16 protein-coding genes, 1 tRNA gene and 2 pseudogenes are annotated in these 20,675 nt (G+C 37.6%); 7 read left to right on the top strand and 12 right to left on the bottom strand.

What is annotated here, in order from left to right:
• Positions 1-122 precede the first annotated feature (122 nt).
• The 7 genes and pseudogenes from HMPREF2794_RS11575 to HMPREF2794_RS29520 form a co-directional block, all read right to left on the bottom strand.
• Positions 123-482, bottom strand: coding sequence for a DUF6463 family protein (locus HMPREF2794_RS11575; protein ID WP_070751553.1), 360 nt, complete (start codon positions 480-482; stop codon positions 123-125).
• An 81-nt stretch (positions 483-563) separates the two neighbouring features.
• Positions 564-1,367: an AraC family transcriptional regulator gene (locus HMPREF2794_RS11570; RefSeq protein WP_070751552.1), complete on the bottom strand. Its 804-nt coding sequence runs from the start codon at positions 1,365-1,367 to the stop codon at positions 564-566.
• 599 nt (positions 1,368-1,966) lie between these two features.
• Positions 1,967-5,221: a DEAD/DEAH box helicase family protein gene (locus tag HMPREF2794_RS11565; RefSeq protein WP_070751551.1), complete on the bottom strand. Its 3,255-nt coding sequence runs from the start codon at positions 5,219-5,221 to the stop codon at positions 1,967-1,969.
• Between the two features lie 6 nt (positions 5,222-5,227).
• The gene (locus HMPREF2794_RS29530) at positions 5,228-6,970 is read right to left on the bottom strand and encodes a site-specific DNA-methyltransferase (protein WP_246839606.1); all 1,743 of its coding nucleotides are present in this window, start codon (positions 6,968-6,970) and stop codon (positions 5,228-5,230) included.
• A gap of 938 nt (positions 6,971-7,908) precedes the next feature.
• Complete coding sequence (locus HMPREF2794_RS29525) at positions 7,909-8,367, bottom strand: hypothetical protein (RefSeq protein WP_246839605.1); 459 nt, start codon at positions 8,365-8,367, stop codon at positions 7,909-7,911.
• 15 nt (positions 8,368-8,382) lie between these two features.
• Positions 8,383-11,208: an SNF2-related protein gene (locus HMPREF2794_RS11555; protein ID WP_070751570.1), complete on the bottom strand. Its 2,826-nt coding sequence runs from the start codon at positions 11,206-11,208 to the stop codon at positions 8,383-8,385.
• Between the two features lie 443 nt (positions 11,209-11,651).
• Positions 11,652-11,843, bottom strand: a pseudogene (locus tag HMPREF2794_RS29520) (IS66 family transposase); the annotation flags it as partial.
• 8 nt (positions 11,844-11,851) lie between these two features.
• Here HMPREF2794_RS29520 and HMPREF2794_RS27745 point away from each other — a divergent pair.
• Positions 11,852-12,052, top strand: a pseudogene (locus HMPREF2794_RS27745) (transposase domain-containing protein); the annotation flags it as partial.
• Positions 12,053-12,315: 263 nt separating this feature from the next.
• Here HMPREF2794_RS27745 and HMPREF2794_RS11550 read toward each other — a convergent pair.
• Positions 12,316-12,966, bottom strand: coding sequence for an HAD family hydrolase (locus HMPREF2794_RS11550; RefSeq protein ID WP_070751550.1), 651 nt, complete (start codon positions 12,964-12,966; stop codon positions 12,316-12,318).
• Entirely contained in the window at positions 12,963-13,568 is a 606-nt protein-coding gene (locus tag HMPREF2794_RS11545) for a sugar O-acetyltransferase (RefSeq protein ID WP_007485298.1), read from the bottom strand. The genes HMPREF2794_RS11550 and HMPREF2794_RS11545 overlap by 4 nt, the downstream gene beginning before the upstream one ends.
• 201 nt (positions 13,569-13,769) lie before the next feature.
• On the opposite strand from HMPREF2794_RS11545, the gene HMPREF2794_RS11540 reads away from it, so the two are divergent.
• The gene (locus HMPREF2794_RS11540) at positions 13,770-14,663 is read left to right on the top strand and encodes a helix-turn-helix domain-containing protein (RefSeq protein WP_070751549.1); all 894 of its coding nucleotides are present in this window, start codon (positions 13,770-13,772) and stop codon (positions 14,661-14,663) included.
• Positions 14,664-14,703: 40 nt separating this feature from the next.
• Here the strand turns inward: HMPREF2794_RS11540 and HMPREF2794_RS11535 are convergent.
• From HMPREF2794_RS11535 to HMPREF2794_RS11525, 3 genes are all read right to left on the bottom strand, one after another.
• Positions 14,704-14,776 (bottom strand) — tRNA-Lys (locus HMPREF2794_RS11535).
• Between the two features lie 94 nt (positions 14,777-14,870).
• Positions 14,871-16,004: an AI-2E family transporter gene (locus tag HMPREF2794_RS11530; protein ID WP_070751548.1), complete on the bottom strand. Its 1,134-nt coding sequence runs from the start codon at positions 16,002-16,004 to the stop codon at positions 14,871-14,873.
• An 18-nt stretch (positions 16,005-16,022) separates the two neighbouring features.
• On the bottom strand, positions 16,023-16,622 hold the full coding sequence (locus HMPREF2794_RS11525) for a thymidine kinase (RefSeq protein WP_010535339.1): 600 nt from the start codon (positions 16,620-16,622) through the stop codon (positions 16,023-16,025).
• Between the two features lie 141 nt (positions 16,623-16,763).
• Here HMPREF2794_RS11525 and HMPREF2794_RS11520 point away from each other — a divergent pair, with 141 nt between their 5' ends.
• The 5 genes from HMPREF2794_RS11520 to HMPREF2794_RS11500 all read left to right on the top strand — a co-directional run bounded on the left by HMPREF2794_RS11520 (position 16,764) and on the right by HMPREF2794_RS11500 (position 20,569).
• A complete protein-coding gene (locus tag HMPREF2794_RS11520) occupies positions 16,764-17,483 on the top strand; it encodes a hypothetical protein (RefSeq protein WP_070751569.1) in 720 nt (239 codons plus the stop codon).
• 6 nt (positions 17,484-17,489) lie between these two features.
• Positions 17,490-18,164 carry a 16S rRNA (cytidine(1402)-2'-O)-methyltransferase gene (gene rsmI / locus HMPREF2794_RS11515; protein ID WP_008763835.1) on the top strand — a complete coding sequence of 225 codons (675 nt, stop codon included), beginning with the start codon at positions 17,490-17,492 and terminating at the stop codon, positions 18,162-18,164.
• A 34-nt stretch (positions 18,165-18,198) separates the two neighbouring features.
• Positions 18,199-19,053: a Cbp1 family collagen-binding glycoprotein adhesin gene (locus tag HMPREF2794_RS11510; RefSeq protein ID WP_008763834.1), complete on the top strand. Its 855-nt coding sequence runs from the start codon at positions 18,199-18,201 to the stop codon at positions 19,051-19,053.
• A gap of 102 nt (positions 19,054-19,155) precedes the next feature.
• Complete coding sequence (locus HMPREF2794_RS11505; RefSeq protein ID WP_055270364.1) at positions 19,156-19,848, top strand: YjjG family noncanonical pyrimidine nucleotidase; 693 nt, start codon at positions 19,156-19,158, stop codon at positions 19,846-19,848.
• A gap of 61 nt (positions 19,849-19,909) precedes the next feature.
• A complete protein-coding gene (locus tag HMPREF2794_RS11500; protein ID WP_010535335.1) occupies positions 19,910-20,569 on the top strand; it encodes a MarC family protein in 660 nt (219 codons plus the stop codon).
• Positions 20,570-20,675: the final 106 nt, after the last annotated feature.

Below are 20,675 nucleotides of genomic sequence, written 5' to 3'. Positions count from 1 at the left end.
TGAGCAGAGTTTCTAAAACCAGAATCGCTAGTAGGTCTTTAAGACTCGAATGTGATTTGTTTAATGGTTATGAGGGCAGGCACAAGCCTGCCCTCTTTTCAAAATAGAAGGATATCACAATCCTATTTTTTATTTGAATAAATAATAATAATTGCTTGTGGCAAAAAGAGCCAGAAACCGGAGGCAGGTTCAATAATACAACCGATTATGGTAAGCAGTAAAATAGAGTAACCTAAAAATACGGGTGCCGGTTTTTGTTCTTTTCTGATATAATATTGAAGCGTTTGCCCCAAAAGGATAAGTATTACTCCACAGATCAAGAACCAAAAGGCGAATCCTTGACTATAATTCTCTCCAATAGAATTTACCAATCCATTTCTGAGCATTTCCGAAAAAGCATCTTTTCCGATAAATAGTGCATAAATCGTATGAATGATTCCTGTCGCTGTTAAAAATGTCCCACTATATTTCCAAAGTTTCATGTTCTTATTATTTATATACTTGGTTAATGCTGCAAATATAAAGTATAATAAGATATGGGTATTGGATGAATTCGACTTTTTTTATTTTGTATAAATGATAGTAGTCTCATTATCGGGGGGTAATGATAAAAAGAAATTTGGAGTACTACCGGATAGCTTTTTCACTTCTCTTGATAAATGAGAAGCATCATAATATCCGGCTTTTACTGCTACTGATAAAAGGTTGTCAGATGATTCGTTCCTCAATATTTTAATCGCATTCTTGAATTTTACTATACTATTATATTTTTGAGGAGTGAAACCTGTATGTAACTTGAATTTTCGTTCAAAGTGTCGTTGGCACAGATTAACTTCGTTCATTAAATGGCTTATGGATATCTTGCCTTCATGCGCATTAATTTGATTCACAGCATATGCGATTTGTGCATCCATTGTATGGCTGCTTTTATATAGGTGTTCTTTCAGATAACGTTCTATTAAATTAATCTTGCCCTGAATACCCTGTTCTTCGAATAACCTTTCAGCAAAAGAATCGCTGAAAATAGTATCTAAGTCATTCACACTTAATCTTATATTTGTCAATTCGCTTAGAGAAGTCTTCATAAAACGGGATAGTCCGCATGGACGAAAGCGAACTCCAAATGTATTGATAGTACCTGCTGATGTTATTAATGCCGAACCGATATCCGTGGGACCAATAAAATAAGAATGATAGGGCTGCATTATAATGCCATGATTAACAGTGGTTTCTAATATGAACATAAAGTCTGTACATCCATCTGTAGATAGTTTTATTTGCATACCTTGTTCTGTTTGGCCTTTGAATTCCCAATATCTATCAACATAGGGAGCAAGTATATGGCATGGTAAGTATTCTTTGTACATATTTAGAAAGGGTATCTGTTGAAAAACGATCTGATAGTACAAATATAAGCAATCGTATAGGATTCCTATTGTACGATTTCGACATTTGTATTTGTTTTAGATTCTTTATAATAGATAATTCAGTTGTTCGGTGTATTTGTATTGTACAACTAATTTTATGTTATTAGTATGATGCAATATCAAGTCACAAAATCGTTTGCAATCGACAAATGGTTGATAATTAATGTCTTGGTGCAAGTGAGAAAGAGCAAAGGCAGTGTGGATATCGACAATGTCAGTACGAAAGAGTATGAGAGTAATCTCGGAAAGAACTTGCACTAGTTGTGGGACTGCATGAGTTCGGGAAATTCTTTTCCTGAAGCTGTAAAGTTAGTGGATGTACTTAAACCTTCCGGTGGAACCCGTCCTTTGGATATTCACGGTTGGAGACTGTTTAGCTAAAATGTCGATGGTATTGCTGATTGAAGAAACTCCCTTACATAACAGTATGAGGGAGATTTTTATGTACGGTTCTGTGAGAATGAAATGCCTGGGGGGATTCCGTAACATTGTATAAATAGAAAACTACGAGATTTCTCTCATAGTTTTCTATTTATATATTAACTTTGTAAAAAGCATATTTTATTTATCATACTGATAACACATTGGTCATCATCAAGAGTATAGACATTGTGTGCCTCTCTTGTGGTTTTATCCCAATGCCACCATTCATGCAAATCTGCTGATTTTGTTGCAGACATAATAAATGAATTGAGAACAATCTGCTTATCACCTGCTGTCGGTGCTAACTGCTTTTCCAAATCCTTGATTGTTTTGTAAAATTCAATCTTAGGGTCATCAGGCATAATACGAAGCAAACCTTTCGGATCGACAAATGTGATATATTGCTTTTCAGGTGTGTCTATCCATAAGATATAATCAGGATAGAAATTGCCTGCAACAAAGAATCCCATGCCCACCTTACTTTTATTTCTTAGAAGATAAAGAGATTTGTTTTCAAGTACATCACCATTATTCTCTGTAAATTCCTTCAGATAATCAACAAACAGCTTTTCATCTTCATTTAAACTGACAGGGGTAATCTGTATATTGGTATTTCCCTTTTTCAAGCATACCAATGGTGCATACAAGTGAGAACGGAAATCGAACAGACACAGATTTTTGTTGAAGTCAAACTTCTTTTCGTATTCGTTCAATCCATTATTATCTGCAAGAATAGACTTTATATCTCCAATGAATTTATCCAATTCTTCACCAGTGGTATCTAAGCTATTTTGTGGTGTAACAGTGAAGGTATATTCATCTACAAAATTATTGTCAGTAGCCGATATTTCTTGGAATTCAAGCAATGGTGCTTCCCATCTTTCTTGCTCGAATTTGTAGAATTTGTCCATATAAGACTTTAATGCCATAATCGCATAATCTGTGGCATACTCAATTTTGCGAATTGAATCTATTTCAAGTTGCTTTTCTGGAATAATTAGTTCATACCAACCATCTGTTTCAAGAATAGGTTTCAGCTTGTTTCTATCAATGCTGATATTGAAATAAGACTTCTCATTCTTGTATTGCTGAATCTCATCAAAAATGCGATAATAATCAAGCAAGGCAAGTGTTGATGCTGGAATCGTAAATTTTGTATCAATCAACTGAATATTCATTTTTAATGAGCCTGATGATTCAATGGATTGAATCTTGCTTCGGCAATCTAGTACCGACTTACTACGAACAAGGTATCGCATGAAGTCTTCTTTGGGTACATCGAGTACCATACGTCGTGCTTGCTTCTTGAAATTCTTTCCGTCCTTTACTTTTATGACACGGAGTTTCTTTGTCTTTACTTCATCATAACGATTGACTACTGGCAGAGTCACTTCAATAATATCATCATTGATAGGAGCGCCTTCCTGTTCAAGGAATTTCTTGAAATCCTCCATATATTGCGCCTTCACACCGAAAATGGTAAGTGTTTCTATGCAATTCATATATCGCAAAGGCTTTACTGAGGTATCGTCAAGGCATGTAGACCTTTTTAGCATTCCTTTATATCCTTTCAAACGAACACCACGACCAAACAACTGAATTGCCTGAGAACCTTCACCTTTGGCAAAATTTATCAATCCCATTGTAGACACACGCCAGCTGTTCCATCCTTCGGTAAACTTTCGTGAACCGATAAGTATTCTAACCTTTGATTCTTTATCGTTGATGCTACTGAATAGTGAAGTAGAAACGAATTCTTCGCTTCTGCTGACTATTCCCTTTGCTTCACAAGCCTTAATAAGATTAGCTGTATCTCCAATGTTTATCACACCAAAATAATCACCATATTCGCCAATCTTCATTGCAATTTCACCTTGCACTTGCTTTATGGCTTCAATGTGCAATCGTGGAGCATCGGCAACAGTGTCGGTATTGAATATCAGATGAAGCATATCTTCATATAGCACTTGCGCTGATGGTAATTGGCCATACACATCTATTAGCGCATTGAAATCGTGTGAAAATAGATCACGCCCATATTTATCGGCAAGACCTGTTTCTTCTGACTTCACTTGTTCTATACAACGGATGCTTTCTTGTTTGTTACGAACAAATCTGTCGATAAAACATAGCACTTCTTGAACATCACTCAACTCATCTTTTGATGTTGATGCCGTTACACGGTTTCCAACAAACACTAATAATGGATTCTCTATATTGAAAGGAATCAGTTCGGTTCGTTTTTCAATAGAGTACTTCACTTGTTGGAAGAAGGAAAGCAAACAACCTATCAAATACAAATGACGGTGATGATCATCAATACCTGCTCTGAGGTTATAGATACGATAATCTTTTCCATAGCCATCGCCATAGAAATATTTATAAGAGTAGTCCATTATTATAGACTTGCCATATTCCGCTACCATCTGCCTGTCTTCCTTTTTTGAAGATGTGGCATTCAGTGCTTGTTTGAATGTAGCTGAGTACTCAAAGGCAAAACCTTCTTCGCTTAATCGTGTACGATAGTCGTACCAAACACCATCTGTTGAAGACATGCCACGATGGGCTTCATCCACAAGAACAAGGTTATTGCGTTCAAAGCTGTCTACCGATACGGTTTTCACTTTGCCTTCTTCCTTTAGTTTGTTCATATCAATGATGGCAACACCTTCATTTTGTCCGTTAAACATACCGCCACCATCTTTATTGAAGATATTTGCTTTAATTCCAGAGAGAGTAAGCTCACTTAAATGTTGTTTACTCATTCCTTCATTTGGAGAAAGCACTATAATTTTATTGATAGCGATACTGCCGTTTATTCGTTTTGCACGCTTTAAATAGAATATAAATTGCTTTATGTTGATATGCATTAAAAGTGTCTTACCACTACCTGTAGCACACATATACGCTAACTTGTTCATTGAGTTAATGGTATATGGTTCCATCGTAAGAGCACCAAGTGTTCTTGCGTTTTCGCTATCAATGAATTCGTTAAGCGACTTGCAGAAGGCTGATCTGTCTGCAAAGTAGTTGTCGAGATACATCTCAGTAAATAGCAGCGAGATGTATTGGAAATACTTCAAACTGATACCACCACGTTTCTCTCCAATTTCTTTTGTATATCGACAGATTCTCTCATCGTATTCTCGCAACTTATCGGTTGTGATACTACAATGTTTCATCTTTGCTATCTGAGCTATGTAATGATGAAAATGAGTATTGCCATTTTCATCCAATCCTTCATATTCAACGTTGTTGAGCTTGTTACCCAAACTTTTCAGTTCGGTAGTGCCTATCTCACCAAGAAAGTAACGGAATAAAACCAAATAGGTCTCAAAGCTGACTGATGGTGAACTTTTCTTTTTTGCCATATTTCGTTATTCCTCCCACATTCGTTTATTGAATTCTGTTTCGATAAGCACTACTTTCCATTGCTCATCGTCAAGACGCAGATTCTCAAGGTTGTTATCCCCATTGATATATATCACATCAAACTCACGGTCGGCAGGATTGATGCGATATTTCGAGAAATAGGCATCTAGTGCAGCATTGCTCGCTAGAATATTATCTTGATTAATGTTACGCCATATAATCAAAGCCTTACGACCATCTGGTAATGTTCCTTCGATTTGACGGAATCCATAAACTCCATTAAGGTCTTTTTGCAAATCAACTGCACCCTCATATGGAGGATTAACAGCTTCTTTGGTTGAGAAGTAGGAGATTGAAGATTGACTATGGACAGAAAGACCAATAAGGTAATTGAAGGTTTCAACGACATCAACTCGTCTTTCTTTACATTCGTTCTTCTCTGTAATCTTCATGTTGTACTCGAATGGGGAGATGAAAGCGTCAAGATTTAGCAAACTGCCTTTTGCTTCCATATCAAGCATATAGCCTATTAGGTATTCATCTCCTAAGTTGGATCCGAAGAATGAGTCTTTCTCTTCAAGAGTAATGTTTGAAAGTGCATCTTCGTAACTTTCAAGACGCATGTATTTTATTATTTGTGGTATACCACTTGTTATATTTGAAGGTTTGCCGTTCTTCCATTCTGTGCTATATATTATTTTTTTTATTCGAGGTAGAGTCACAGAATTAAAGTATTCGCCCATTTCTACCAATATATATTTTCTATCTCCATTATCTTCACGATTTAATTGTATTACGGCATCTCCTGTTGTACCTGAACCTCCAAAAATATCGAGAACTAAACTATCAGGAGATTCTCCGACTACTGTAAACAAGGTATCTCTTACTGCATGTACAGATTTTGGGAAAGAAAATAGAGCAGACTCGCCAAATAGAGATTTGATATATTTAGTCCCATGCGAAGAAGCATCGTATTTGCTTCCTACCCACATACTCTTAGGTCTAACCCCCTCTTTTATTCTGTCAATTATTTGAACCTTATATACATTATTTGCTCTCTTTACAATTCTAATTTCATTATTTGCAAGATGAGTTAATAATGAAGGTTGTGTCTTTCGCCAAACTCTATACTTTCCTTCGGAATCAACAGGCAAAATTTTGATGTAATTTGGCTTCTCATTAAGACATATATCGCCAGTTTCTTCGCTATAAAATATAGGATAAAATGAATTAGGCCTTTCTTCAGGGGTTGAATAGCCCCCTGTTCTCATAAAATCTCTCCATTTATGTGCACCTAAATCAGAATCTTCCGAATACAATGATTTCTGCTCTTCTGAAAGAGGGAAAAAGCAAATAGCCGCCTCTGAGTATGTTTTTGCATAAAAATTTATGTATTCGTGACTTGTAGCTAGGAAATAATCATTAGTTCTACCAGATGGTTTTATCTCTATGGCTAAATTGCCTAATCTATTGTTTCGACCGAAAATAGTATCAGATACGTATTCCAAAAGAGAATGTTCAAAATCGTCAATAGCAGTGCACTGAATTGCTGAAGACTTCATTAGCCTATTTGATACATTTAATCTATCAAGCATCATAGTAGCCCATGACGATTCTTTATACCCATTTTTATAAATGAATGTTCCTTCAGATGTATTATATGGTGGGTCAAAGTAGCAGCAGTCAACAGATTCATTATACCTAATAGATAAAAGATTAAGAGCATGATAATTCTCGCTGTTAATCATCAAACCATTGGTATTTTCGTCAATATTGTCAATAGATGCAATTAAACGGTCACGGAATGTGGTAGGGAAATTCTTTGTATCAACAATTAAGTTCTGATTCTCCTTCAAAAAATCTATGCTCGGAGGATTTGTGAATGCTGTTGTATTTAGATCTCCTTTGATTTCATCAATAGCATACATATCAATCCACTCTTGAATCTGTGTCTTATTAGCAATAATCTCTGGATAAAAAGATTTATCAATATGGTCAAGTGTAATGCACCAATTCGTTTCCACCACAAACTTCTTCTTCAGCCAAAGTTTGCGCTGGAAATTTTCTATTTGTGCCAAGAATGTGATTATCTCTTTACCGATACGTTTTACCGCACGCACCTTTGCAAGATAACTTTCTGCATGTACTTCGTTATCTGTGTCAAGGTCATCGAGATGCATCACTTCGTTCTTGATAAAGAAATCAAGTTCACGTGTGAGGAATCCACCTAAATCCTTATGGATGAAATAATCGAATGTGTTCTTTGCTACATATCCGTTAAGATGTTTCTGAATCAAAGTTACAGGTTTCTTTGGGTCTGTTGATGTTTGGTACATCAATGGCATCATCAATTCAGGTACACCAATAATATATTCACGAATTTTTGCATAGTTATCATCAACATAGTTCTTCTTTTTGTCTGCAGGTATGTCAAAGATAAAGCGAATGATAAGTTCCTTTGATTCAGCATTCCATTCGAATGTCTTCAATTCAGGCCGCTCATCATTTTCTGTATACAGCATGAACACACGTTTAGAATCGTCAGTTTCCTTATTATTGTTCTGCTCGATTGTAGCATCAACCAACCGAAAATGAACATTTATCCCCTCCTTTGTAACAAATGAATAATCCTTAAAGTTTTCAGCAGTCTTGATGTAATACTGGTCTTGGTTAGCCCAATACAGTTTTACTTCTTCACCTTCATATGGAATGGCATAGACACCTTCTTTATAACGCCGTTTAGAGATAAAATCTCCTTCGTCGTAGTAACGATTAAAGAATGAATATAGTGCAGAATAAACGTCGCTTTCGAGTGCTGACATATCTGAGCCTTGAGATAATTGTTTCTGCAAAGCAATATATTCTTGCTTTTGGGAGTATTGTCTTGAAGAGCATCAATAGTCATACCCATTGATTCAACATCAGATTCTATCTTAGCCAACTTTTGTTTGATTTCATCAGTCTTTTCATTTGCAAATGGGGCGAGAATCTCTTGTATTTTCTTGGGTAGACGATTCTCGAAGTAATCAACAATCTCACGTTGACGAATATTGATGATTCTGTAAATACCGAAATCAAGGTCAGACTTATCTAACTCAAATATGGTTTTCAATAATGCGACGAAGCGCTTCTGATATTCATTCATTATGTTGTTTATTAATTAGTTAGTACTCCAGCGGACAATAAATAGATTGTCTGAGGAAGTTGTTTGAATCATTTTTCTCTCAAGTTCAGCAACGAGCTCTTTTCTACGAACAGATATTTCATCTTCCCTGTTTTCAAGTTCATTGCGCTTTCTACGCTTCTGGCGGCGCAGATCCTCTGCTTTAGCTTCAAGACTGATACGTTCTTCTATATTTTCAGCTTGACGAGCAAGTCTTTCTGTCTCACGTATATTACGTTTTACTATATCAAGCTCTTGCTCAATACCATCAATTACATCACGTTCCCAACGATAGATTCTGTCTTCTTCTTCTTTGAAAAATGAAAGGTTTCTGCTATCCACATTATTTATTGTTGTTATGATGTGTTGTTTTGAATTTGCATTCAGTCGAGAAACAATGGTATCGGATATTTGGGTATTTATCTTTTCAATTCCACCACAGAGGAATAGTTTTTCGGCTTCTTCTTGTGTTAAGAACTTGCCATCCTCAGTGAATGCAGTAAACAAGCAATATTGTTCGTCTTCAAATGATGAAATTTGAAGTCTTGATAAGACTAAATAGCCTGATTGACATCTAAGATATTCAGGCAGTACTACGTTTATACCAGTGTCTTTATTGTTGAATATGATTTCACTGTTGCAGTTGTCTGTATCTAAAATCATAGCTTTGTCGAGGACATATTGAGTTAAAGGGTGAGAAAGTCGATACGGAGCGCCATCTTGCAGTTGTGATAGTAGATCATATTTACCACATGCGCAATTCGCAACTGACTTTTTGAGAACGAAAGAATGTTGTTTATCATCGAATTTAGCTTTGCCATCAAGCACATACTTTGTTAATTCCCAAAGAATATGTTCATATCTATTTAAGAAAGTACTTGCTTCATCTTTTGCTACACGAAGATGTTCTTGCACATCAATATCAAAGTTTTCTAAAATTTGATGGCGAGTATCTTTCATGCGTTCGTCTATCTCAACCTGCATGTCAGTTTGAAGACGATCGAACGCTTCATTGATTTCTTCTTCAGTTCTACATTGCTGATAGATTTCCCAAATGCGAGTTTCAAAGTCGATAGCGTCTGCCTTACCAAGAATTTCATCAGAAGCGCCGAATATATCATCAAAAAGATTGAATTTCTCGTTAAGGATATTGAATACACGCACATCTGCGTAATTCCTGATATTTACGAAGTTGACAACAACAACATCATGTTTTTGACCATAACGGTGGCAACGACCAATGCGCTGTTCAATTCTTTGAGGATTCCACGGTAAATCGTAGTTTACAACAAGAGAACAGAACTGAAGATTAAGACCTTCGCCAGCAGCCTCTGTTGCAATCATAATATCTGCCGATTCTCTAAAATAATCTACTAATGCCATTCTTCGGTCAGCAGATTTGATGCCACTAACTTTTGAAGGATTAGCTTCGTACCAGTTTTTATATATTTGTGTTGTTTTAGGGTCAGAACCCCGACCATTGAACAATACGATTTTACCTTCGTAGCCATTAGCTTCAAGATATTCTTTCAGATATGCCTGTGTCTTTGTTGATTCGGTAAATATCAATGCCTTTCGTGAAGCACCCTCTTTGGCTTGCATCTCAAATGATTTATCCAATGCTTGAAGAAGAGCTTCTGATTTGGAATCTTGCTTTATCTGTTTGGCTTTGTTGATAAATGTTTGCAACAGCTCAATCTCAGCCTTTAGTTTATCAATGTCAATCGCATTCTCTTCCTCGGCTGATATATCTTCGTTATCATCAACATACAAATCTATTTCTTCATCATCGTCTATCAAATCCTCTGCTGTAAATAAGAGCATAGATGCCGTTTCGAGCATCTTTTCGAGACGTGATTTTATATTAGTCAATGTACTTATAAGAGCAAAAGTTGAAGAAGCCAATATCTTACGGATTATCATTGTAGTCAATTTCTTCTGCTGTGCAGGAACTGAGTATATATCGTTTCTTCTGAGAAAATCAGAAATAGCTTGATATAGCTCATATTCAGCATCAGTTGAGTCGAACTTCTGTGTCAGTGGTAATCTATTTGTATAATTGATATATTCTTTTACATCACGTCTTAATGTACGTTTATACATCGTAGACAATCGTGCACGAAGGTCGGCATTATTTTCTCCAGAACCGTATTCACTTCTAAATGATTTCTCGCTACCAAAAATATGATCATCAATTATGCTTGTCAAGCCATAAAGCTCCAGTAAAGAGTTTTGGAAGGGGGTAGCTGTAAGCAACAACTTCTTTGTTGTTGTGAGAGCATCACGAACTGCATGAGATGTTTTGCTTGATTGGCGATAAACATTTCTTAGTTTGTGAGCTTCATCAATGATTGATATATCGAAACCATGCATCAATATTTCATCCTTTTTACGAGCCACAAAATTATAGGAACAAATAATTGCCTTATTCTTTAAATATGGAGATCTGCCGTTCTTGATGGCTTCATTATAGTTCTTAGTGTCAAGGATAATATTGTCAATGCCAAATTTATCTATCAATTCTGTACTCCATTGTTTTCTCAATGCAGCAGGACAAACAATTATAATCTTTCGTTTGCCTATAGCCCAATATTGGCAAATGACCAAACCTGCTTCGATAGTCTTTCCTAAACCGACTTCATCAGCTAAAACGATACCTTTGGATAGCGGTGATTTGAATGCAAAAAGAGCTGCATCAATCTGATGTGGATTGATGTCAACAGACGCACTCATTAGTGATTGCGAGATTGAAGATAGTTCACCGCCCACAGCTTTTTGTGTAAGCAAGTTTGCGTAATACTTCGCGTGATATTTAGTTATCATATTAATAAAAAATTCCGTCACAAAATACTTTAACTGCTTTATTCCTAGGTAGATGCGAAAGAACTGTCTTTCTGATTCATTATTTCAATATAACTATGTTATAGTAGAATAATAAATGTTTTTGCTTTTTGTTGACCTATATTAATAGGTGAAGGCGCTTGCAAAAATACATATTTTGAACTTTAAAACACCATTTTCTGTTCCGTTTTCTTCAAATATGCACGAATTAGTTGGTAATGTGGAAAATTGACTCTCAGCTGCCCCTTCATTTATTTTAAAGTGATCTTTAAAAATTACACATTGTCCTCTTTGGCTTTTTGGGGGAAAATAAACTCTTTTTTTTGAATAATTTGTTTTTTACTTTTGCAAGTTTTTTCTATCTATCATTAAAAACTCGCAAAACATTCAGAGAAGATTTAGAGTTTTTGGGAGTTTTCGGATTTTCAGTTGCGAGGCAAGAGTTCTGCTAAATCTTTGCTGTAATCTTTGTCATAAGTATGTATATTCTTCAGGACATATACAAGCCAATTTCTGAAGTTAACTTCTCCTACTTTGCAACAGCCCATAAAAGCATAGATTACCGCAGCATTCTCTGCCGCATCATCATTTCCACAGAATAAATAGTTCTTTCTTCTCAGGGCTAATAGCTTTATTGAGAAAAAACTTCTTGTTTTGTGGAAATCATGAGGCGGCGGAAAACACAGCTGTCATCTGTTCATTATTGGCATCATGCAAAGCATCTCAAGTTAACCCCAGAGAATGGCTTACCGATATAATTGCCAGGTTGCCATATTACACAAGGGATAAGGGAAAAGACCTAAAAGAGTTGCTACCCAATTACTGAAAACTGAGAAACTCCAAAGAACTCTAACAATACTCTAATGAAAAGCATATTATAAACAGAGAATCGCTATAAACTTATTCGATTTATATAGCGATTCTATATTTATACGGGTACTTTATCGGGGGCTTACACAATACATTCATAAGCATAATTTTAATGGTAAGTATTATATAGAAAGATTTAATGTCTGATTTCATACTTTTATATTACCAATAAATATCCATTATGCCAGAAAATACTAAAATCAATCTACAATTATGAATCTAAACTAAATTGGCTTCTTTCTTTAGAAAAGAATGAAGTGATTTGATAGAACTAAACACATATCCTTGATTCTCCTTTTCTAATTTCTTCATTTTTGAGAGTGAGGCTATCCATGCAGCAGACAAGCATTGTATTCCAACTTTACTACAAGCCGTAATATCGGAAAATTCATCTCCAACATATACCATTTCTGCTGGTTGGATATTATATTTTGACATTAGTTCCGTCATTGATTCCGCTTTTGTGTTTCTATCTGGCGATCCGATTGAAATACTATCAAAAAGAGCTTCCATTTCAAAATGGTGAAGCGTAATATCACAACTCCTTTGACCTTTACCTGTTATTAAAGATACAATAATTGAGTTCTTCTTCAATTCTGTTATCAATTCTCTTATCCCTGCAAATGGTTGAATGTAGACTGTGTGCATTTCTTTGTATTTCACATAAAAATCAATCAGAGCTTTTTCCCAATCTTCTGAAACGACCTCTTTAATCATTCCCTCTTCATTAAGTCCGAATGTTTTCACAATATCATCTTCTGACAATATTTTTGATGCATAGGGAGATACTGCCTGCTTAAAGGCTTCGATACACATTGGGATTGTATCGGCAATTGTACCATCTAAATCAAAAGCGACCAATTTTATCATAGTTTCTTAGTTTGATTGATTTGACGTATCACTTTACATGGATTTCCAACGGCTAAACTATTTGCCGGAATATCTTTTGTAACAACACTACCTGCTCCAATTACACTACCGTACCCAATTGTTATTCCGGGAAGGATTATTACACCTCCACCAATCCAGCATCCATCTTCAATTGTAATAGGCAAAGCGTAAGTGCGGCGAACTCGTTTTATTCCATCTTCTGTTTCAACAGGCGCTAGCCGTTCATCTAAATCAATAGGGTGAGTTGCTGTATAAAGCTGAACATTAGGGGCAATAAGAACATTACTTCCGATAGTGATTTTATTACAATCCACAAAGGTACAACCAGTATTTACAGTAACATTATCCCCTATATGTATATTGCAGCCATAATCACAAATAAATGGACTGGCAACCGAAACTTTCATTCCGATACTACCTAGCATCTTTTTTAGCAAGCTGTGTTTTTCTTCTTTATCCTCATAAGGTAATGAATTATATTTCATTAATAACTTATGTGTTCGGGTCTTTAAATCCAAGAAAACTTGGTTATGACAATCATACCATTCACCAGCCAGACATTTTTCCATTTCTGTTTTCATAATTGTTACGTTTATAAGATTGAAACTATTTCGGTTATATCTTTTCTGTTTCTTGCTGAATAACGTTGTTTTGATAGTTCTAAAAAGTTCATAAGTAATCTAATTTTGATTTGTGGCAAAGTTATACCTATTTTGTTTCAATTATAGGTATATGTTTTTGTTATATTGGTATAATTCTGCTTTATGTGTTATATTTGAAGTATGAAAAAAGAAAATCTTCATCAACCATTTGAGATCAGCTTTAACGAGCATAATGAATCGTTATTAACTGAGCATGAGCATACTTTTTTTGAACTAGTCTACATCTTAACAGGAACAGGTATTCAATGGATTAACAATAATATGTTCCCATATCATGATGGACATTTGTTCTTGATAACTCCAAATGATTCTCATTCCTTTGAGATTCACACAACTACAAAATTCATTAACATCAAGTTTAATGATATCTATATACATTCAGCTATATTGGGTTCAGAGAATATCCAGAGATTAGAATTTATTTTGCAACATGCAAATCATCAACCGGGTTGCATCCTTAGAAATAAAGTGGATAAGTTATTAGTGAAACCAATGATTGAAGCTATTATTCGGGAGTATGTTAATAGGAATTTGTACAGTAAAGAGATTATCACGCAGTTGATAAATACTATAATTATTGTTGTGGCAAGAAATATAGCTATGTTTCTACCTCAACAAGTCGATGAATGTTCAGATGATAAGTCTCTCGATATTCTTCAATATATCCAAGCAAATATCTATCAAACAGGTAAAATTAGAGCAAAAGAAATCAGTCAGCACTTCGGTATATCTGAAAGCTACTTGGGACGTTATATAAAAAAGCACACTAACGAAACAATGCAGCAATACATATTAAGTTATAAACTAAAATTGGTCGAAAGCAGATTGTTACATAGTCAAATGAGAATAAATGAGATTGCCGAGGAACTAGGATTTACTGATGAAAGCCATTTGAGTAAATTTTTTAAGAAATACAAGGGATGTAGTCCTTCAAGTTTCAGAAAAAGTAATAATATACTTGAAACAGATGTTTCTTGCTATCTGCCCAAAAAAGAAATCCCTGATAATGTTTGATTATCAGGGAATTTTCTTGAATTACTCTTTTGATTTTCAGTGATCCGCCTGGGGCTCGAACCCAGGACCCCAACATTAAAAGTGTTGTGCTCTACCTGCTGAGCTAGCGAATCAATCCTTATTTGCAAATCAGTTATTTCCTGATTGCGGGTGCAAAGGTAGTTACTTTTATTTAATTTGCAAGTGTTTCGTAGAAAAAAGTTTCAACTATTTTCCCTCTTTGTCGCTTGTTTCTTGATTATCAGTGATTTCTACTTCATCATATTTTATCTTTTCTTTGTTGATAATAAAGCGTTGATAGTAGGAAAGCATCAAGGTGGTCAAAGGCAAGGCAATGATCATGCCTAGCATTCCCATTAATGAACCCCAGATAGAAAGGGATAAAAGGATGATGGCAGGATTCAGCCCCGTAATCTTTCCCATGATTTTGGGGACGAGGAAGGTATCCTGTATAATTTGAACGATAGCAAAGACTGCCAGTGCACATGCAATGATAATCCAAAAATTTTCTCCCGTATCGGCAGCTTTAAGAATCGCTAATAAAACAGTAGGAAGAAAACCGATGATCTGTAAATAGGGAACCATATTAAGCGCTCCGATGAAAAGTCCCAAGGCGATGGCCATCGGAAAATCGATAATAAGGAAACCTATGCTGAAAAGAATACCCACGCAAAAGGCAACCAATGCCTGCCCACGGAAATATCGGTTCATACCGTCCTGTACATCATGAACGAGGTTGGATGCGAAGGTACGATACTTGTTGGGCAGCAGATGTAGCCATCCTTCGGCTATGACTTCATAATCCAGCAATATAAAGATTACATATAATAATATGATAAATGAGGCGAGAATGCTGAACAGGATATTGAGCGACTCCGCAAGCAGGGCCCACACTCTGGGCACTGTATCTTTGATGGCTGCAAGAATATTCTCTTCGCTTAATATACGGTTGAGCGCCTGAAGGTCAATATTCTCATGAATGAATTCAGAAAGATTCTTAGGTACATTATTCCCGGCTCCATTGGTGAGGTAAGTCACCAATAAGTCATTCATTCTGCCTATTTCCGAAATCATGGGAGGAACCAGCAGATAGAAGAGGGATACTCCAATAATAGTGATCAGAAACAAGGCACAGAAGATAGAAGCAATGCGGCTTTTCAACCGTAGCTTATACTGGAAAAACTTGACTAACGGGTAAACCATGTAGGCAATCAGCCAAGCTATAAAGAAAGGTAATAACACTCCGCTGAGCCGTTCCACAAGCATTAATATCCCTACCACCAGTACACATCCGATGGAACCACGTATAAAACTGTCGAATGTTATCTTCTTTCTTTCCATATATGTTTTAAATAGAGTTTATATCTGTTGTCCGTCCTCTCCCCGTGCACGGAGGTAGCACTCCCTGCAAAGCGGCTCGTATTCGGCTGTCTCTCCTAAAAGTACCTGCTTGTCATTCTTGACGGTACGATGAGAGAAAGATGCCAGGTCACCGCACTTCACGCAGATAGCATGAACTTTGGAGACTTCGTCGGCAATAGCGCATAATTGCGGCATCGGTCCGAAGGGATTCCCTTTGAAGTCCATATCCAGTCCGGCAATAATGACACGGATGCCGTTATTGGCAAGCTGCCGGCATACGTCAATCAGTCCGTCGTCAAAGAACTGAGCTTCGTCAATGCCTACCACATCTATTTCAGAAGTAAACAGCAAGATGCTTGCCGATGAATCGATAGGGGTAGATGCGATAGAATGGCTGTCATGCGATACTACGTCTTCTTCTGAGTAACGAGTGTCGATAGCCGGTTTGAATATCTCTACGCGCTGGCGTGCGAATTTGGCTCTCTTCATTCTACGAATCAATTCTTCCGTCTTTCCGGAGAACATTGAACCGCAGATTACCTCTATTCTACCTCTTCTTCTGGTCTCTTGTATGTGGTCTTCTGAAAATAATACCATGTGATTTTTGTGCTTTCTTGATTTAATAAATGAATGGACAAAGGTAAACAATTCGATGTACAAGAACTGTTAAATTATCCATTATTTTAAGTTATTGCATAAATTATTCCTACATTCGCACCATAATAACAATGGATGGAAATGAAACAGAAGCTATTAACAGATATTGAGCTGGATGTTCATGAGCTGAAGTTCCTCATGGATACGTTTTCTAAAGAGCCGACTCAGACTTTGTCTGAACTGTTGAAGCGGAGCATCCTGCGTATGCAGGATCGTTTGGAGCAGTTGTCGGAAGAGATAGAAGCTGTCCCGGTGGAAGATTCGCCTTCCGCTATAGCGGAAGTGGAAAGTGAAGTCCCCATTGTTGAAGAACAAGCTCCTGTAATAGAGGGAATTGAATATCCGGTAATAGAAGAGAAGGTCGTGGAAGAGAATGAAGCGACAGCGCTGGGAGAAGATGAACCTGTGATAGTACAGGAACCGCAGGCTGTTGTGGAAGAAACAGTAATTGAGGAACCTGTTGTCGAAGACGAAATGGAAGAGAAAGAAGTGGAAGATGAGTTGGAAGACGACGAATCGCTTCTGATAGAGGAGCCGAAAGCTGCCGTATTGGGCGAAAGCATAAAGATGGCTGCCGGATTACGTCATTCCATCAGCCTGAATGATTCTTTCCGTTTCTCACGTGAGATATTCGGCGGAGACCCTGAACTGATGAACCGTGTTATCGAGCAGATATCAGTCATGAGTTCTTATAAGACTGCCGTGGCATTTCTTGCCTCGAAAGTCAGCGTAAACGAAGAGAATGAGGCGATGACCGACTTTCTGGAGTTGCTAAAAAAGTATTTTAATCAATCAGCATAAAAGTTTATGGGAAAGTTATATGTAGTACCTACGCCGGTAGGAAATCTGGAGGACATGACCTTTCGGGCAATCAAGGTGCTGAAAGAGGTCGATCTGATTTTGGCAGAGGACACACGTACTTCCGGTATTTTGCTGAAACACTTTGAAATAAAGAACGCAATGCAATCTCACCATAAATTTAATGAACATAAAACGGTGGAAAGTGTTGTTAATAGAATAAAGGCAGGTGAAACCGTGGCATTGATTTCGGATGCCGGAACACCCGGGATTTCTGATCCGGGATTTTTGGTAGTCCGCGAATGTGTGCGCAACGGTATCGAAGTGCAATGTTTGCCGGGAGCGACAGCTTTTGTTCCGGCACTGGTAGCATCGGGACTGCCGAATGAAAAGTTCTGCTTCGAAGGGTTCCTCCCTCAGAAGAAAGGACGACAGACACGACTGAAGGCATTGGCAGAAGAACATCGTACGATGGTGTTTTATGAATCGCCTCACCGCTTGTTGAAAACGTTGACACAGTTTGCCGAATATTTCGGCACTGAACGTCAGGCAACCGTGTCTCGCGAAATTTCCAAACTCCACGAAGAAACCGTTCGGGGAAGTTTGGCGGAATTGATAGAACACTTTACCGCTACCGAGCCCCGGGGCGAGATTGTGATAGTATTAGCAGGAATAGACGATTAAAATAACTTCATTTAAAAACGTAAAACGTAAACGTATGAAAAAGTTAGCAGTTTTATTTATGTGCGCAGCCATGTTGGCTTCGTGTGACTTTAAAGGTGGAAGCAAAGACCTTAAGGCTGAAAATGACTCTCTTTTAATGGAATTGACACAGCGTAACGCTGAATTGGATGATATGATGGGAACTTTCAATGAAGTGCAGGAAGGATTCCGTAAGATCAATGCTGCCGAAAGCCGTGTGGACTTGCAGCGTGGTACTATTACCGAAAATTCAGCCAGTGCCAAGCAACAGATTGCTTCTGATATCGAATTCATCTCCAAGCAAATGGAAGAAAACAAAGCTCAGATTGCAAAACTGGAAGCTCAGCTGAAAAACAGCAAGTATAACTCTACTCAGATGAAGAAAGCTGTAGAAGCTCTGACTGCTGAATTGAAAGCTAAACAACAACGTATCGAAGAACTTCAGACTGAACTGGCGTCTAAGAACATTCGTATCCAGGAACTGGATGCAGCTGTCAGCGACCTGTCTGCTGCCAAAGAATCTTTGGCTGCCGAAAACGAAGCGAAAGCTAAAACCGTTGCCGAACAGGATAAGAGTCTGAATGCCGCATGGTTCGTATTCGGAACAAAATCAGAGTTGAAAGCCCAGAAGATTCTTCAGAGCGGTGACGTGCTGAAGAGCGCTGATTTCAACAAGGATTATTTTACTCAGATCGATATCCGTACAACAAAAGAAATCAAGTTGTACTCCAAACGTGCTGAGTTGTTGACTACTCATCCGACAGGTTCTTATGAACTGGTGAAAGATGACAAAGGTCAGCTGACTTTGAAAATTACTAATCCTGCCGAATTCTGGAGCGTATCCAGATACTTGGTTATTCAGGTAAAATAAGGTAGACATACCTGGTTAGAATTGCCAATGTGCTGATTCCTGAATTCAAGAAATTAGCACATTGGCTTTTTTATTTCTCATATTATATATATTACGGAGCCAATGAAATATAAAAATCTCTTTTTTGACCTGGATGACACCATCTGGGCTTTCTCACGAAATGCACGCGACACCTTTGAAGAAGTATATCAGAAATATTCATTTGACCGCTATTTTGATTCATTCGATCATTATTATACACTGTATCAACGACGCAATACCGAACTCTGGCTTGAATATGGAAAGGGAAAGGTGACAAAGGAGGAACTGAACCGCCAGCGTTTCTTTTATCCCTTACAGGCAGTAGGAGTGGAGGATGAGGCTTTGGCAGAACGTTTCTCGGAAGATTTCTTTGCCATTATTCCTACCAAAAGCGGTCTGATGCCCCATGCCAAAGAAGTGTTGGAGTATCTTGCGCCGCAGTATAATCTGTATATCCTTTCCAATGGTTTCCGCGAACTGCAGTCGCGCAAGATGCGTTCGGCAGGAGTAGATCGTTATTTTAAGAAGATCATTCTTTCGGAGGACCTCGGCATATTGAAGCCTTGGCCCGAAATCTTTTATTTTGCTTTATCTGCCACCCAGTCCGAGTTACGCGAATCGTTAATGATCGGTGACAGTTGGGAAGCCGATATTACCGGAGCGCATGGGGTAGGGATGCATCAGGCTTTCTATGATGTGACGGAACGAACCGCTTTTCCTTTTCAACCTACCTATCATATCCATTCACTGAAAGAATTAATGAATTTATTGTAGGTTTTATGGATTAAGTCGTATTTTTGTTGTATTTAATAAATGTATAAAATACGATAACATCATGGATAGTACGCTTCTGCCATTTGCCTTACTTTGTTTTACTTCGTTCTTTACGCTGACCAATCCTTTGGGGACAATGCCGGTCTTTCTGACCATGACACACGGAATGACAGATAAGGAGCGGCAGGCTATTGTGCGCCGTGCCACCATCGTGTCGTTTATAACGTTGATGGTGTTTGTCTTTGCCGGGCAGTTCCTTTTCAAATTCTTCGGTATCTCTACCAATGGTTTCCGTATTGCCGGTGGAGTAATTATCTTTAAGATTGGTTTTGATATGCTTCAGGCACGGTATACTCCGATGAAACTTAAAGACGAAGAGATTAAAACCTATGCCGATGACATCTCCATTACTCCTCTTGGAATTCCGATGTTGTGTGGTCCCGGGGCTATCGCTAACGCCATCGTTTTGATGCAGGATTCTCATACTTATGCAATGAAAGGTATATTGATCGGAACAATCGCCTTGATTTATCTGCTGACGTTCTTCATTCTCCGTGCTTCCACCCGACTGGTGAAAGTACTGGGAGAGACCGGAAATAATGTGATGATGCGTTTGATGGGATTGATTCTGATGGTGATTGCAGTGGAATGCTTTGTGAGTGGAGCGAAGCCGATATTGGCGGATATTGTGAGAGAAGGGCTGAGCGGTATCTGCAAGTAGAAGTCTGTATTGTGGGGAGGAACGGATAAGATTACTTTCATGTGTAAATTCGGAAATGAAAAATAAAAAGCGAGAGGTTGTGTCAAAACGCTGGCACAACCTTTTT

It is taken from the genome of Bacteroides sp. HMSC067B03 (genome assembly GCF_001811315.1).
Taxonomy (GTDB): domain Bacteria; phylum Bacteroidota; class Bacteroidia; order Bacteroidales; family Bacteroidaceae; genus Bacteroides; species Bacteroides faecis.
This window is presented reverse-complemented; position numbering and strand designations above follow the sequence as displayed.